Below are 16,472 nucleotides of genomic sequence, written 5' to 3' on the forward strand. Positions count from 1 at the left end.
TGTAATAAAGTTGCAGTCATGTTTCACTATACTAGAATTTTTATCTTTTTCGAAAAAAAGAATGGCCATTAAGCCATCTTATAAGCCATCTTAATCTTCTATTTTCTTTTTTGTACTTTAAAACTTGTATAAAATACTGAGAAAAAATAAAAAGATAGTTGCCGTGCGGATGTTAGTACCTTCTTGGGCAGATTCCATACGCAAAACTTCCATTAAATTACGAACAGCCCACTTTGTTGCGCCATAAACCGCAACGCCTGGGTAAGCTTTAAGCCCAGCTACTGATGAAGTAGTGACGATATGTCCAGACTTTTGCGATGTAAATGTTGGCAATACTGCGGCGATACCATTCAATACACCTTTAATATTAACGTCAACCATACTGTTCCACTCGTCAGTTTTTAATTCGGAAAGTGGTGAATTAGGCATGATTCCAGCGTTCAAGAAAATTCCATCGACACCACCAAAAGTGTCTTTAGCTAGTTGAACAAGCTGCTGACTATCATCTGAATTAACAACATCTGTGACGCGATAAGCAGCTTGTCCACCAGATTTTTGAATTTCCTCAGTCAATGCTTTTAATTTGTCTTCGCGACGAGCGCCTAAAACAATTTAAGCCCCTTTACTAGCCAATAATTTTGCAGTTGCTTCACCAATTCCAGATGAAGCTCCAGTGATTATAACTACTTTGTTTTCAATTGCCATCTTTATTCCTCCTTTGAGTATATCTGGAGTTTACCCCATAGAGTTAACTCTAATGCAAGAGAGAATTTTAATAATTTTAGAGATTAGCTAACTAGCTCATTTTTCTTCTACAAGTTTCTTCTACAAGCGCAACTATCTTCTTAAGCATCAAAAGTTCCAATTTATCTTATTTGTTGCATTTAGGGAAGCGTAGGCTATAAAGAAATAATATAGAAAGAGCCGCCTGTATTTATTCATCTAAAATACAGGCGGCTCTTTCTATTAGTTAGTAATAGGGATTTCTATTTTGGTGTTTTTATGAATATCTTCCGTTCCATCTAATGCAGTTTTGTAATACCAGCATTTATGCTCGATGACTTCCATTGTTTTTTTTAGTTCTTCCATCTGGGCTTCTACAATAGCTTTTCTTTCCATAAACATGTCATATCTTTGTTGCAACGTAGAATCCCCATCAGAACACCAATCAATAAAAGCTTTAATTTCCTTAATAGGCATCCCAGTGGCTTTCAGGCATTCAATTATTTTTAAGGCGTTGATATCGGATTCTTTAAACAATCGTGTTCCGTTGGGTCTCCGTTCTACAAAAGGCATAAGCCCCTCCTTGTCGTAGTAACGCAAGGCATATGGTGTAAGATTCAATTCTTTTGCCACTTCACTAATAGAATAGGTCTTCATCATTAAACTCCTCTTTTTAGTTATTTATAGTTAGAGTTAACTCTACTTTTTTTGTGAACAATCCTATTACGGATTTTGTTAAATATCAAATTCAACATATAGGGAAAACTAGCTGTTGCCCATATAGATAAGGATATGAAACCAGTATCGGTACGAACCTCCAAAAAAATATAAAATAATACCTTGACTTAGAGTTAACTATAACGTGTAACATCGTCTTGCAAGAGGAAAAGTCAGGATAAAAATGAACGAAAAGGAATTGTAATCTCCGTGATTCATTTATACCCGATGCAAGCGAATTCTCTTGAAAAATCTGAATAGTGCTTATTCTAGAGGTGTAAGTTCTGAAAATCCTATGATAAAGAATTTGAAAATTTCGCCTGAATTTCTTTTAAAAACATATCTGCAGCAGTGTGGAAAAAACCTGATGCTTTTTCCAAACAATATTTAAGCCAGATTCAAGTCTTGGCTCCAGCGGTCTAAAACAAAGGTTACTTTCACTAGACGTATTCACTATTTTATCAAGGACTACTGCATAACCAATACTTTCTTCAACCATAATGGCAGCATTATATGCAAGATTGTATGTAGTCACGATGTTTAATTTATCAAAATCTTCACCAAACCAATCCGCAAATTCATTTTTAGAAAATGTCTGTTTAATAGCCTGTCGTGAACAGATTAGCGGAACATTTAATAAATCCACTGCTTGAATGGTATCTTTGAAAGCAAGAGGACTGTCCTTCCTCATAACAACGCCCCAAACATCTTTGGCTGGAATATTGATATAATTGTATTTTGATAAATCAGCTGGTTGAATTAAAATACCAAAGTCAAGCAATCCCTTGTCAAGCCGTTCAGTCACATCGTCTTCGTTTCCGCTGTAGAGGTGATACCGTATATTTGTATAACTTAACTGTAAATCTCTTACTACCCGTGCAATCTGTTTCATGGCTTGTGTTTCCCCGCCACCTATATAAACATCACCACTTATTGTTTCTTCCATGGAACTAAATTCTGCCTCTATTTTACCAACCATATATTGTGAAAGAAAAATCGGGACATTCATTGGTATTAATGGTTACTTTTTTGTTGACCGTCTTTGCTAATTTAACAATGGGAATTGGAGCAGGATTATGTCTTTTTGCCATCCTGTGTCTTAGAAAGAGAATGAAAGATAATCAAAAACAATTAAAGAAGGTCATTTAACGGTCTTCATGCGACAAATGTCAGTCGGATAAGAAAGTATAGTTGTCTTTGGCAAACGATTCACTTTTAATGAATGCGCAGCAGCACTCTCCAAACAACCTTCTAAGCATAAAATGGTAAAACAAAATAGAAAACGAGAGTTGGCCTGACCTAAATAATGAATTAGGTGGGGTTCCAATTTCGTTAATCTATCATTGAATGAAAAACGACCTGTGCAAACAGTTTGTTTTTTATCATTTATACAGGGGTACGGAAACAATTCAAGGAATGAGGGACCATTTTAGAAATGATTTCTACATTCAAAAATGATGTATAAATGACATTTTAGTTCATTGAGAAGTTGTTTTTTAAAAATCGTAGTCTGATTTAATATTATGGGACAAAAAGTTATTAACTCATGTGAAAATTTCTGCAGTTAATAAACAACTTTTGTAAAACAACAGCCAACTCACAAAGATTACTCATGTTGTTTATATTTTTCTTCCGATGACCTTGCCTAACAAATCATATTTATCTAAGTAATGAAGAGAATTGGTTCCTCGGTTCACATTTTTCATGTCAGAAATATTCTGAATTGTAATATTATCAACACTTTTTTCAGACATGAGTACGATGATAGCCTTTTTAATGGCTTCTTGTTTTTTGGTTATTCTTCCTATACACAAAAAGAAAGGATGTTTGTTGTTCATTATGTCTAAAATTCGAGGGAAAGTTGTTATTGGGTTGCGCCAAGAAGAACGCGAAAATAATATTCGCAGCACGCTTATCTCTCCAGGAACGGTAGATACAGAACTTCATAGAACCATTAATGACCTTGAAAACCGTGAGTGGGTGGAGAACCTCCAACGTACTATCGGTTTAAAATCAAGTGATGTAGCAGATGCAGTAGCATATGCTATTAGCACACCTGAAATATCCTTATCCTTTAGTTAAACAAGAAGGGTACCATAAACCACAGTTATAGGAACTTTATCGGAGGGGATTTCATGAAGCGAAATTGGAAACTGGGAATTATGATGATTTATCTTTACATGAAAAAGCCTTACCTCATCGTGAAAGCGCTTTTCGTTTGACGAATTCAGAAGGGAAGGGGAGCTTAATCGCATCAGCATTATATAATTTAGGGAATTGTTATATGAAAAGAGACATTGAAAAGGCAGAATCATATTCAAGAGAATCGGTTGAAAAGTATTTAACAGGAGGATATGATCATACCAAACATATGGCAAAATCCTTCTTATTAGTAACACATACCTGCTGAAACAAGGAAATTAGAGGAAGCAAGGTCAATTTTATATTATGAGGGAATTTCGAAAGCTAGAGAAAAAAATGATGACGTGTATTATGCTCAGAATTCAATTTTTTTAAAGGTAATATATATGGATGGTAGTAACTCAGTTCATGTATTTTTTATTTTGTCTCACTTACTGAAGTATACTTGGATATTGAGATAAAATTTATTATGAATCATTTACTTCCGAGAATATATATTATGTAAACTAGAAAATAAACTGGAAAGCAAGAGTTCTACACTCTCTCACTTTCACAGTTTAGATTATACTTCTAGAGTAACTCATGGTTAAGTTTGAACTATGCTTGGTATTTCGTTCCCTACAATTACAAGCTATAAAAAGCTGACTTCAACAAATCATTTTGACAAAGTGTCGTTGCTTTTGCTTTTTGTTATCTACATGGTTTTAAACTGATGCCACGCTTTAGAAATATCAGTTCAGTTCTCAAAAGTTATATCGTCCAGAAATCTTTAATGATTTAAATGTAATGAATTATAGTATTTCTACATACCCTTCTGCTCCATTCACCCTGATCCTTTTTCCATCCTTGATCAGCATGGTGGCATTTTCTACACCGACAACTGCTGGCAAGCCATATTCACGTGCAATAACCGCTCCATGGGTCATTAGTCCGCCAACTTCGGTGACGAGGCCATTTATGGATACAAACAATGGTGTCCAGCTAGGGTCGGTAAAGGAGGTGACTAATATATCTCCATCTTCTAGATCAGCATCTTCCATGTTTAAGATGACACGTGCGCGTCCCTCTATAACTCCAGAAGAAACAGGTAGACCTACAATAGCTTCAGTCGGGAGATTTTCTCGTTTGTACTTACCTGCAATGATTTCACCATCGGAAGTGATAACACGTGGTGGAGTTAATTTCTCATATAATTTGTACTCATCTTTTCGTTTGCTGATAATCTCGTAATCCAGTTTATTTGTGCGTACGACTTCGCGAAGTTCTTCAAAAGTGAGGTAGTATATATCTTCTTTTTCACGAATAACGCCCACTTGTACAAGTTGTTTGGCTTCTTTCAGTAAAGCCTTCTTATAAAGGAAGTAGCGATTAACCATACCGTATTTTGGATATTCCCTAAACCCACTGAAATTCCTGATTAGATCAATCATTCGTTTTGTTTCTTTGGCTTTTTGTTCACCATCTGGTAATTGCTTCAATCGATCTAATAACTCTTGTTCTTTTTTCACAGCAACACGCCGCCCTTGCTCAAATCTCCTATGGCTAGCATTAGGCTCAAAGTTTTTAATGTTACCAAGAATCATGGGGACAAGTGTAATTGGTTTTTCACTCCAACGAGTTTTAGTAATATCGATTTCTCCAGCACATCGCATTCCGTATTTATTGAGATAAGCATAAATAGCGCCTTTGGTTTCCTGTCCACCATCAAACGTAACCAGTTCATCCAAAAAGTTATCATCTCTAACATGTTGTAAATAAGCAATTACTTCTGGATAAGGACGAATCACATCTGCGACATCCAATAGCGCCAGACCCATTTCCGAAGTAATATTGTTTGATACAGATTGAGAAAGTGTGTCTGCTACGTTTTTTTCGCCTAACCACTTGTTCATTTTTTCATTGATCCATGATGAAGCATCCATAGCAGCCATAATCACACTCGAACTTTGCGGATCAAATAAAATCTTCTTTAATTGCTGGATATCTTCCAGGATAAATTCAAATAAAACCACTCCTGATTTCATTTGGATGTTTTGTTTCAACTCTTCTATCGATGTTTGACTACGCTTAATCAAATCAGAAACGATTGTCGGATCGTTTTCGATTTGTGGTGGCATATCTGTATTGCTATTACTGTGACTCGCTGCTTTTGTATCATCTTGTAACAATTTTATAAAACCTTCTCGCTCTACGATAGTCATGAGTGCGTCTTTTATAAGTGGATCGTGTTGTCCCGCGGCATTTAATAACATTTCTCTGCTATTAGGTGTAGCCAGATTATGTGTAACATCAACAAACAACCTTCCACCGGCTTTACGCATGGGTGCAGGAGTCGTTAACAGCCAAAAAGATAATCCCAATGGTTTCATGGGGTCAGTCATCATTTGTTGATGACCGACAGATACGTAAACGTGATTTTCTTCATCATTCGCTTCAGGTATGGGGTATAAAGTAGTGATTGGACGACTCTGGACAATATAAAATGTATCATCAACTAAACACCATTCGAGGTCCTGGGGGAAACCAAAATGAGCTTCGATCTGTCTTCCGATGCGTGCTAGTTGTAAAATCTGTTGATCAGTAAGTGTTTGTGTCTTTTGCTGATCCGGATCGATCTGTTGTGTCTCTGTTCCGCCTTCTTCTCGTCCATAGATAGCCGATTTTTTGGTTGCTATCCTCTTATCGACGATTTTATCTTCCTGTACTTTATAACAATCTGCAGATACCAAGCCAGAGACTAGTGCCTCTCCAAGTCCAAAACTGGCATCAATTGATAGCACCTTTCGGTTAGAAGTAATTGGATCAGCGGTAAATAAAATCCCTGAAGCCTTCGGGAAAACCATCCTTTGAACGATAACGGATAAATACACTTGGCTGTGATCAAATCCTTTTTGCATACGGTAAATCACGGCACGATCTGTAAATAGAGAAGCCCAACATTTGCTGATGTGCCGTAAAATGGCTTCTTTTCCGATGATATTTAAATAGGTGTCTTGCTGACCAGCAAAAGAGGCATGTGGTAAATCTTCTGCAGTTGCACTGGAACGCACTGCATAAGCATGATCATCGCCAAACTGGGAGAGATAGTGAGCAACAGCTTTCACAGCATCGGAAGGAATCTCTACTTCCATAATGATTTTCCGAATCTTCCTGCTGATTTCACCAATTTGATCTCGATCCTCTACCTTTAGAAGTGTTAGTTGATCCAACAATGCGTGGAAGGCTTCGTTTTGTTCGAGGGCTTTTTGATAAGCTTCTGTCGTAACACAAAATCCTTCTGGCACCTGTATTCCATGAATCTTTGATAGTTCCCCTACATTCTTCCCTTTTCCTCCAACGTGCAAAAGTTGCGTTTTATCGATCTCCTGAAACTCTAGTACATATGGTTTCATTTCTTTCCCTCCCATTTATCGCTCAGGTACCAAGACGAATCATATGACAAAAATTGTTCATCTGATCAACCACGAAGTTCCATGTTCACACTCCTTTAAAAAAATAAAAATAGGGTTGACTGAAATGGATTCTACGATGTATAATTAAAATAGGGATAATATACGAAAAAATGAATTAACAGTGTATATCTATATAAATTTACCACAGTTTTTTATTTTTATCAATGTATTTACTTGTCCAACGCTATGATTAAATGAAGAAAAAAACCTAATTTACAAGACAAATGACTTACAAAAAATAATATCCAATATTAAAAAGCCCAATTTCTTAACATTATCATTAAGAAATTGGGCTTTTTTTCGTTACTATGATGCTGCGTAAGCTCGGCAGCTATCCACGCCAGTATGATCTAACAGCGGTCTTACGTGAACTTGAAGGCATCGAGCATAGCTTATTTTCAATTAACTGACGGAATCAGAAATCAAGCTTATAAATAATAAAACAAAAGAAATAATTGCTTTTAATGAAAAGAGTAAAACCTCGAAAAACTGATAGATCTTGCATTGATTTTCGAGGTTTTTGTAAACAATTCTCGAACACAAATAATTTTTCCGTATTTTGAAATTCCTTTAGTTACTATATGTTTTATCTACAAAGCTTAAAGGACATGAGTTTTGTGTCACAAATCACACAGTTTAGATTACACTTCCAGAGATACTTTAATGGTTAATTTTGAACTCTGCTTGATATTTTGTTCCTTACAATCACAAGCTATAAAAAGCTGAATTCAATAAATTTGAGCTTGCTTTTTTGAAATTTCAATTATTAATGAATTTTTGATAGTTTTTGTTACCACCAGATAGATTATAGACATTTTTAAAGCCCATATTACGTAAAACATTCTGAGCTGCATTACCTGTAACACCTTTATTACAATACGTTACTGTTGGTATCTCAGGATCAAGATTATTCGCTTCTGATCGCAAGTTGGCATGTGGGATATTGATTGCGCCAACTACATGAGACACTTCATATTGCTTTGTTGAACGTGTATCAATAATTTGGAACTTTACCCCTTTTTCAATCTGTTCTGTTAACTCTTGAGGTGTAATTAGCTTATTTTTCTTTTCAATGGCATTTTGTAGTGCCATTCCCGTATATAATACCGGATCTTTCGTAGTACTAAATGGCGGTGCATAGGCAAGATCTAAGTGGAATAGATCCTCAGCTTTTGCCTTGAAAGTGATAGCCGTAGCAAAAACATCAATTCGTTTATCTACACCCTCTTCCCCAACAGCTTGTACACCTAATATGCGGCCAGAAGCACGATCAGCTACGGCTTTAATTACTAGTTCTTTCCCGCCAAGATATTCAGCTTTTGCAGGCTTTAGATTGTGCAAAACCTCAATGTCATACCCCTCTTTACGAGCTTCCTTTTCATTAAGACCCGTTTGGCCGACGGCAAAATCAAATACACGTAAAATGCCAGTTCCTAATATACCTCTGTGCTCTAGATTACCACCAGTTATTACATCGCCAGCGATCCTGCCCATTTTATTAGCAGTTGAACCTAATGGGCGATAAATTGGTTTTTCAGTAATAACAGAAAAACTCTCTGCTACATCACCCACAGCGTATACATCAGGTATATTGGTTTGCATTTTCGTGTTTACTGCTATCGCACCAGTGTTACCTAATTCAGCACCTATTTCCTTCGCTAATTTCGTATTTGGACGTACGCCAACAGCTAAAATAACAAGATCTGATTCAATTACTTTACCAGACTTAGTCTCGACAGTGTTATCCGAGATATAGCTTGCTTCTTCATTTAAGAGTAAATTAACTCCGTGTTTGAGTAGTTCTTCTTCCACACGAAAGGCCATATCTTTATCAAAGTGAGGCATCACTTGATTACTGCGTTGAATAATCGTTACTTCTAACCCTTTTTGAGTAAGCTGTTCTGCCATTTCAAGTCCTATATACCCAGCACCAACGATGGTAGCCTTTTTCGGCTCATTTTTTTGCATATAGCGATCAATTGCAAAAGTGTTTTGAATCGTACGAACATGGAAAACATGTTCTTTATCAACACCAGGTATGTTAGGTGTTATAGGTGTAGCTCCTGTTGCAAAAACCAATGTATCATAGCTGTCTTCTTTTATTTCATCCGTATCGAGATTCTTCACTGTTACCTTTTTTTGTTCTGCGTCTACCTTTGTTACTTCATGTCTTGTGAAAATATCGACATTGAAACGTTTTTTAAACCAGGGAGCGTTCCTTGGAGTTAAAGCTTTTAGTTCATCTACTCCTCCACCTAAGAAATAAGGAATACCACAGATCGAATAGGATATATCATAGTCTGCATTGTAAACAGTAATTTCAGCGTTTTCGTCATTTCTTCGTGCTTTTGCAGCAACTGATGTACCGGCAGCTACCGACCCAATAATAATTATTTTCATTAATTATTTTCCCTCCAAATGCAGTGATGTCTGATATGCTGTAATTGTTTTTTGTACATACACTCGTGTTTAATGTATTAAAAGCAACCATAGATACAAGCCCACTAATGTAAAAAACAGAGTAGGTATCGTCAGGATAATCCCGGTTTTAAAGTAGGTTCCCCAAGAAATCTTTACCCCTTTTTGAGATAGTACATGTAGCCACAATAGTGTTGCTAACGAACCTATCGGAGTAATCTTAGGTCCAAGATCTGAACCTACTACATTTGCATAAATAAGTGCTTCTCTCATCACACCAGCGGTATCTGTATTGGCAATAGCAATGGCATCTATCATAACGGTTGGCATATTATTCATAACGGAAGAAAGAATAGCAGCAATGAATCCCATGCCTATAGTGCCAGCAAACAATCCTTGATCGGCAACTGCCTGAATAGCGCTAGAGAGAAAGTCAGTTAAACCAACATTTCGCAAGCCGTATACAACAACGTACATGCCAATAGAGAAGAATACGATCGCCCAAGGTGCTCCTTTAATCACTTGCTGTGTTGGAACAACCGGACTTCTCTTAGCTGCAATAAGAAATACGATAGCAATTACACTAGCAACTAATGAAACTGGAACATGTATGAATTCGCTTGTTAAATAACCAATTAATAAAATAGCAAGCACGATCCAAGATAGACGGAACATTTTTAAATCCTTAATCGCTTCTGAAGGCTTTTTCACGTCACTTAATGAGTACTTTCTAGGAATACTTTTTCTAAAGAACAGAAAAAGGACAATAATACTGGCAATTAAAGAGAATAAATTGGGTATAATCATGCGCGTCGCATATTCAATAAATCCAATATCAAAATAATCAGCTGATACGATATTTACCAAGTTACTTACAACTAACGGTAAGGAGGTTGTATCAGCAAGGAATCCACTCGCAATGATGAACGGAAAGACTAGTTTTTCTTCAAAATTGAGTGCCCGTACCATAGCAAGAACAATTGGAGTTAATATAAGTGCAGCACCGTCATTTGCAAAGAACGCTGCGACAACAGCACCTAATAATGATACATATATAAACATTCGCAAACCATTTCCTCTAGCAGCAGTAGCCATATGTAATGCTGCCCATTCAAAGAAACCTATCTCATCAAGAATGAGAGAAATTATGATAATGGCAATAAAGGCTAAAGTAGCATTCCAAACAGTACCTGTAACAGCAAGTACATCCTGGAAGTTAACTACTCCTACTAATAAGGCAATAATTGCCCCTCCGCAAGCAGACCAACCGATTGAGAGATTTCTCGGCTGCCAAATAACTAAAATTAGTGTGATTAAAAAAATGACAGATGCTAAAATTACTGAAATCAAAAACCTTTCCTCCTCATCAACATGAAACCTGTGTCTCTTTCTGTTTAACCAATTGAACTGCTTCATCTTCATCATCAATTTGATTAAGAATGAATTGAATCAAATCGTACTCTCGACTTGCAGTATTTATAGAATAATAACGCCACTGCCCTTTTCGCTCCTCGGTCACCAACTTAGCCTTTTTAAGTTTTCTTAGATGCTGACTAATAGCTGGCTGACTTGTTTCAAACATATCCACAAGCTGACAGACACAGTATTTTTTTTGTTGAAGCAATTTCATCATAATCAGTCGCGTTGGATCACTTAATATTTTCATACAATTAACAGTACTTGCTGTATCCAGCTTAACTTGTACTTTCATCATATCTCCCCCCTGTGCATCAAAATTATATAACAAATATTTTATATAAATCAATCCTTATATTAGTGATTTATTATATTTAGTGCATAACTATCTGAACACCTTTTTTTACAAAGATGCTAAAATCCGAAAATACCCAGCAAGGAGTTTAATAACAGCAGAGTCAATATGTTATAATCCAATCAATCAGATTTTGAAGTGTTCTTAGCACGATAAGGCTTTACTAAGTACGAATTCTCATAAAAATAGAATCCTGTCCAAACGAATGCAATAAGAATTAAAACAGCTGTTCCTCCCCAATAAAGATAGGTGTATCCGTGATTTAACTCGATGACCATATAACTAATAAACGGACCTAGAGCTGCTCCGACATCTTGAATGATTGAATAGATGGTGAGAAAAGAAACTACGTTCGATTTACTTGCTGTATCTAACGCGATAGCATCTGTTAATGTAGAGATGGCTGTAGCCCCTGCCATCACGAGTAAGATGACGATAATCCAAAAAAATAAAGGGAAGTCAAAAGATATGAATCCAAATAGCAGACCTGAATATGTAAGAGATAGAATATAAAGTGGTACTCTTCCTGATGGACCGTCTGAATACATCCCAACACTTCTGCTTAAGAAAGGTTCCCATATCCATCGCACAGCTTGAATTACTCCAGATAATAAGGCTGCACTTAAGACCAGGTCAAAAAAGGAAACATGAATACCATAATGATTCTCGATTACTGAGCTAAGTGTTGATGTAAAAACGCCTTGGATTAAGAGCGTAATAAAAAAACCACTAATGCTAATTAATATAACTTTGTATTTCATGTATGAAGGCTTGGTAAAATGCTTTGACGTGTCTGAATCGGTAAATCTTTGGTCAGTATAATCTTGTTTTAGTGTTTTAAGAATAATAGGAATGCCGACCAATGTTAAGACACCGAAAATGCTTGCAACAATATCTAATCCAACAATGGGAACGAAGATGCCTCCTAAAATCATTCCAAATAAACTTCCTAAACGGGACAAGCCATTATAGGTTCCCATAGCTTTTCCCCGATGTCCCTTTTCAGCATAGTACGCGACACTAGTGAGGCCACCCATTCGAAAAAATGACCAAGCAATCCCCCATATTCCTCTTAAAATAACCCAAGCGATAAATCCATTGAAAAAACCATAACCTAGTGTAGTAATCGCACCGATTGTTAAGGCGATTGTAAGACCGGTTCTTAATGAAATCTTTTTATAGATCCAACCTACCAAAGGATTTATTGGTAATCTTATAAATCGGTTAATGGAGAGCAGTATTCCAACTTGCCATATGGAGTCGAGTCCTGCGTGCTCCCAGTATAATGGCAAGATAATATATAACATCGAATCCCCAAGCAGGCTTAATGCGGTAACGATGGCAACAATTGAAATAACCTTGTTATTATTCCTTTCTGACACGATCCTTCCACCTTCTCTCAGGTAAATACTTATGCCGGTTCTAAATGGTTTCTTTTAATTCCTCATATGCTAGTAGGAACTGCCTGTAACTAAACATCCCTAGACTTAGAGAATTATTTTGAAATAAACGCTTCATAGTAACGTTCTTAGCTTCATCTACAGAGCATTGTCTTGCATTCATGATTAATTTCAAATAGGAAATAAAATATTCTTTCCTTAAAGCTCCAGCACTGTTAATAATCAATGTACACCCTTCTTTCCATCCTAATTTTTTAACATTATCTGCTGAAGATAGAGAGGACAACTTCCTCTCTATTTTGAATATTTAGCAACTGCTGTTGCTTCCACAGCAACTACTTCCATCGTTTATTCCAATAATTTGTAATTGTTTTGGTGTGGGATTAGCACGGCATACTCCTGTTTCTGGTAACTGCAGGTTCACTTTTGTAGCTTCTTCGATATCACCTGAAATATAGGCAGCAATGGATCGGACTTGTTCGTATCCTGTGGCCATTAAGAATGTTGGAGCTCGCCCATAACTTTTTACACCTGTAATGTAAAAATTTTGTTCCGGTTGACGCAATTCTTTTTCTCCGTGAGGACGGACTGTTCCACAGCTATGAAGGTTTGGATCAATAAGTGGAGCAAGTTTTGTCGTACTCTCTACTATCGGATCTACATCAATTCTTAGTTCTTTTAAGAAGGTGAAATTTGGTCTTGCCCCTGTGTTGACAATGATTTCATCAATTTCACTTACAGAAACACCTTTACTGCTCTCAATTGTAAAAACACCATCTAGTTCGATTATTTCTTCCACGTTAAATCCTGTGAATACTGTTACAAGGCCATTATCTACAATTTGGTGGGTTTTGGAACCTAGTGCTCCTCTTGCTGCTAATTCATCATTTTCTTCTCCACCGAATGCCTCTTGTACTTGTTGTTTCCGTATAATCCAAGATATTTTTGTATCTGGATACTCCTCTATTAATTCTGTAAGATCGATTAACGTGTTTAAAGCAGAGTGCCCACTGCCGATAACAGCAACATGTTTGTTTTTGAATAGCTCTGTTTTACGTTTAACATTTGGAATGTTCGTATGAACCTTTTTCTTAAGTTCTTCGTTTCTCCAAATACCATCTGCAAATGGTGGATTCGGATGATTCCAAGTGCCACTAGCATCGATAACTGCTTTTGCCTCGAATTTTTTTGTTATTCCATTTACATTAGCATAGATAACAAATGGAGCTTCATCACGAAGAGCTGATTTGATTTTATCCATGTTCTTTTTCGTGATAGCTGTTACTTCTGCATGATAGATGATATTTTCTTTTAATTGCGGCAGGTTTGCTAAGGGTTTTAAATATTCATTTACTAACTCGATTCCTTTAGGTAATTTGCTGGCTTCTGGCTCTTTCCACTCTGTTTGAAGTAACAATTCTTTTGCAGCTTGATCGATATTAAATTCCCAAGGGGAAAACAATTGAACGTGCCCCCATTCAAGGATGTTACTACCTGCTTTAGAACCTTTCTCAAGAATTAAATAACTTTGACCATACTTATTTAAATGAGCTGCTGCTGCCAGGCCTACTGGTCCAGCACCAATTATGACAGTAGGTAAATTTGCAGACATGAAAATCTCTCCCTTTGTAATATGTTTTTATAAGAAAATTCGAATTATTTCACTTAATAAATTTTCTTTAGATAAATCAGAAGCTTTCTCACAACAAATTGAGCGTCTGGCCCCACCCCCCTTAATGTAGCAGAAGCAAATGAACGCTGACCTTCCAAACCGACATAGTAAATGCCGGGAACAGATGTACTGATGCCTGCTATCTGTAAAGGTTTCCCTTCAGCGTCTAGCGCCCCGATAGGATTTAAGAAGGGAAAATTGGGTCGATACCCAGTTGCAAAGATAACTGTATCTACTGGTTCTTTCGTTCCGTCCGGCCAGATAATACCATCAGAGTAAAAAGCAGTGAACATTTCTCGTTGATCAGGTTTTCCAGCTTCTAATCTTGCTTTATAATCACCTAAATCGGCAACGGAGCTCGGAATGGGAACCTCTTTACCAAATCGCCAGAATGGAAAGGTGTCTAAACCGATTGCCCTGAACCAAAAATGCAAATCAATCCCCAATACTTTTTGATTTACAAGTTGAACGGGCTGAAGAACTGCTAAAGAAGTAAAGCTGCTTTCGGAAAGCTCTATCGCAATTTGAACAGCAGAATTACCACGTCCAACAACCACCACTCTTTGAAGTTTGTACTGATCTGGATTTCGATACGCTGAAGAATGGAGGATTTCTCCCTGAAATACTTCACTTCCCTTCATTTCCGGCATAAATGGATTGTGGAAAGAGCCTGTCGCATTTATGATCGTTCGTGTTTGATATATGTCATCTGTTAACGTACGAACCGTAAAACTATTATCGTTTTTCTCCACGCTTACGACCCGTTGGTTTGTTCGGATAGGTAATTGAAACGTTTTGGCATAGTCCTTTAAATAACGAATCACTTCATTTCTCAATGGATAATGAGATCTTTCACCAGGTATCCTCATACCTGGCAACGATGATAAACGTGCTGGCGAAAAAAGTTTTAGACTGTCGTAATAATGAGGCCAGGAACCGATAGCCTGCTCATTTGCTTCCAGTATCAAAAATTTCATTCCTTGCTTTTGTAAATAGTACCCGGAAGCAAGGCCTGCTTGCCCTCCCCCGATTACAATGGTATCCCAAGGTTCGTTCACGAGAATCACACCTTTTAATAATATTATTTGCAAAATACAAGTATTACTCAAAAAAGAATTACCCCACTGGAGAGGTGCAGCAACGACTTGATTTTGCCATTGCTTCATTTAACAGCTTGATAGAGCGAATGACGGTCTCTTTTTCAAAATCATTCATATGAGAGAAAATTTCATTTAAATAAGCATTAATTTGTTGGTCAATTGATGCAGCAATATAGGTTCCTTCTGTCGTTAATGAGAGAATATGAACTCTTCGGTCATCCGGATCGGGTGTCTTTTTCACTAAATTCATTTTGATTAAGGATTGGATTTGTCGGCTAAAGGTCGTGATATCTGTACCTAATGCTTCTGCAACCTGTTGAATTGAAGGTTTATGTTGATGTTCAATTTCATAGAGAATATGGCTTTGTATTAATGAAAGATCCAGCCCTCCGACTGAACAACAATTTTTATTGAGAAATCCAAATCGTCGAGTCATGGTTTGAAAAATTTCACGTGTGTTTTCCATGGACTTTTCACCTCATCAGTAAGTTTATATTAATTATTTGCATTTTGCAAATTAAAATTTTCAATAATGAAATTATCTAATCTACGCTCTAGAACTTCGATACCACGGTACTGCTTTTTGTTCGATCTCCAATACTAGCTGTTCTTTTCCTTTAATGTATAATTCAATGGTGTAGGGAAAACGTTGGGATAGATCCTCTTTTAAGTCTCCATACTTTTTTGTGGCATCTGGATGTGCCCGTAAGTAATCGCGAAATGCAAGATGACGATCAATTTCGGAATTGCCTAATTGATAAATGTGGACATGGTGTGTTCGATTATCTCCTCCTTTTTGGAAATATCGACGTTGGAAAATCCCGTTTTCTCCTTTTGGCTCATAACCAATAGCGACCATTGTTTTGTTAAAACTATCGATCTGGTTAATATCTCTAACCACTGGCATTATGTCGATGATAGGCTTTGCCTTTAGTCCATTTACAGATGTACTGCCAATATGGTGAATATCAATGATTTCGGGTCCGAATATCTTATGCAATGTATTGGCTTCTTCTTCAAACATTGAAAGCCATTTCTCGTTATATGGCTTCACTTCAACTTTTCTCATTTAGAGCC

11 protein-coding genes and 4 pseudogenes are annotated in these 16,472 nt (G+C 36.8%); 2 read left to right on the forward strand and 13 right to left on the reverse strand.

The window, feature by feature from the left end:
* Positions 1-150 precede the first annotated feature (150 nt).
* The 4 genes and pseudogenes from AM592_RS05925 to AM592_RS24520 form a co-directional block, all read right to left on the reverse strand.
* Positions 151-705 (reverse strand): annotated as a pseudogene (locus AM592_RS05925) (SDR family oxidoreductase); the annotation flags it as partial.
* A 261-nt stretch (positions 706-966) separates the two neighbouring features.
* Entirely contained in the window at positions 967-1,380 is a 414-nt protein-coding gene (locus tag AM592_RS05930; protein WP_053602934.1) for a MerR family transcriptional regulator, read from the reverse strand.
* 353 nt (positions 1,381-1,733) lie between these two features.
* Positions 1,734-2,419 (reverse strand): annotated as a pseudogene (locus AM592_RS05935) (LysR family transcriptional regulator substrate-binding protein); the annotation flags it as partial.
* A 611-nt stretch (positions 2,420-3,030) separates the two neighbouring features.
* Positions 3,031-3,278: pseudogene (locus AM592_RS24520) on the reverse strand (hypothetical protein); the annotation flags it as partial.
* A 1-nt stretch (position 3,279) separates the two neighbouring features.
* On the opposite strand from AM592_RS24520, the gene AM592_RS05945 reads away from it, so the two are divergent.
* A complete protein-coding gene (locus AM592_RS05945; protein WP_053602936.1) occupies positions 3,280-3,522 on the forward strand; it encodes an SDR family oxidoreductase in 243 nt (80 codons plus the stop codon).
* Positions 3,523-4,246: 724 nt separating this feature from the next.
* Positions 4,247-4,347: pseudogene (locus AM592_RS25315) on the forward strand (Tn3 family transposase); the annotation flags it as partial.
* Positions 4,348-4,373: 26 nt separating this feature from the next.
* On the opposite strand, the gene ppsA reads toward AM592_RS25315, so the two are convergent.
* From ppsA to AM592_RS06000, 9 genes are all read right to left on the reverse strand, one after another.
* The gene (ppsA, locus tag AM592_RS05955) at positions 4,374-6,974 is read right to left on the reverse strand and encodes a phosphoenolpyruvate synthase (RefSeq protein WP_053602938.1); all 2,601 of its coding nucleotides are present in this window, start codon (positions 6,972-6,974) and stop codon (positions 4,374-4,376) included.
* 819 nt (positions 6,975-7,793) lie between these two features.
* Entirely contained in the window at positions 7,794-9,434 is a 1,641-nt protein-coding gene (locus tag AM592_RS05960; protein ID WP_053602939.1) for an FAD-dependent oxidoreductase, read from the reverse strand.
* A gap of 69 nt (positions 9,435-9,503) precedes the next feature.
* Positions 9,504-10,802: an arsenical efflux pump membrane protein ArsB gene (locus AM592_RS05965; protein ID WP_053602940.1), complete on the reverse strand. Its 1,299-nt coding sequence runs from the start codon at positions 10,800-10,802 to the stop codon at positions 9,504-9,506.
* 16 nt (positions 10,803-10,818) lie between these two features.
* Positions 10,819-11,163, reverse strand: coding sequence for an ArsR/SmtB family transcription factor (locus tag AM592_RS05970; protein ID WP_053602941.1), 345 nt, complete (start codon positions 11,161-11,163; stop codon positions 10,819-10,821).
* A gap of 182 nt (positions 11,164-11,345) precedes the next feature.
* The gene (locus tag AM592_RS05975; protein ID WP_082363781.1) at positions 11,346-12,605 is read right to left on the reverse strand and encodes an MFS transporter; all 1,260 of its coding nucleotides are present in this window, start codon (positions 12,603-12,605) and stop codon (positions 11,346-11,348) included.
* Between the two features lie 325 nt (positions 12,606-12,930).
* Entirely contained in the window at positions 12,931-14,235 is a 1,305-nt protein-coding gene (locus tag AM592_RS05985; protein ID WP_053602943.1) for an NAD(P)-binding domain-containing protein, read from the reverse strand.
* Between the two features lie 53 nt (positions 14,236-14,288).
* Positions 14,289-15,353 carry an NAD(P)-binding domain-containing protein gene (locus AM592_RS05990; RefSeq protein WP_053602944.1) on the reverse strand — a complete coding sequence of 355 codons (1,065 nt, stop codon included), beginning with the start codon at positions 15,351-15,353 and terminating at the stop codon, positions 14,289-14,291.
* Between the two features lie 58 nt (positions 15,354-15,411).
* On the reverse strand, positions 15,412-15,861 hold the full coding sequence (locus AM592_RS05995) for a MarR family winged helix-turn-helix transcriptional regulator (protein WP_053602945.1): 450 nt from the start codon (positions 15,859-15,861) through the stop codon (positions 15,412-15,414).
* 81 nt (positions 15,862-15,942) lie between these two features.
* Entirely contained in the window at positions 15,943-16,464 is a 522-nt protein-coding gene (locus AM592_RS06000) for a GrpB family protein (protein WP_053602946.1), read from the reverse strand.
* Positions 16,465-16,472 lie beyond the last annotated feature (8 nt).

It is taken from the genome of Bacillus gobiensis, assembly GCF_001278705.1.
GTDB classification, from domain to species: domain Bacteria; phylum Bacillota; class Bacilli; order Bacillales; family Bacillaceae; genus Bacillus; species Bacillus gobiensis.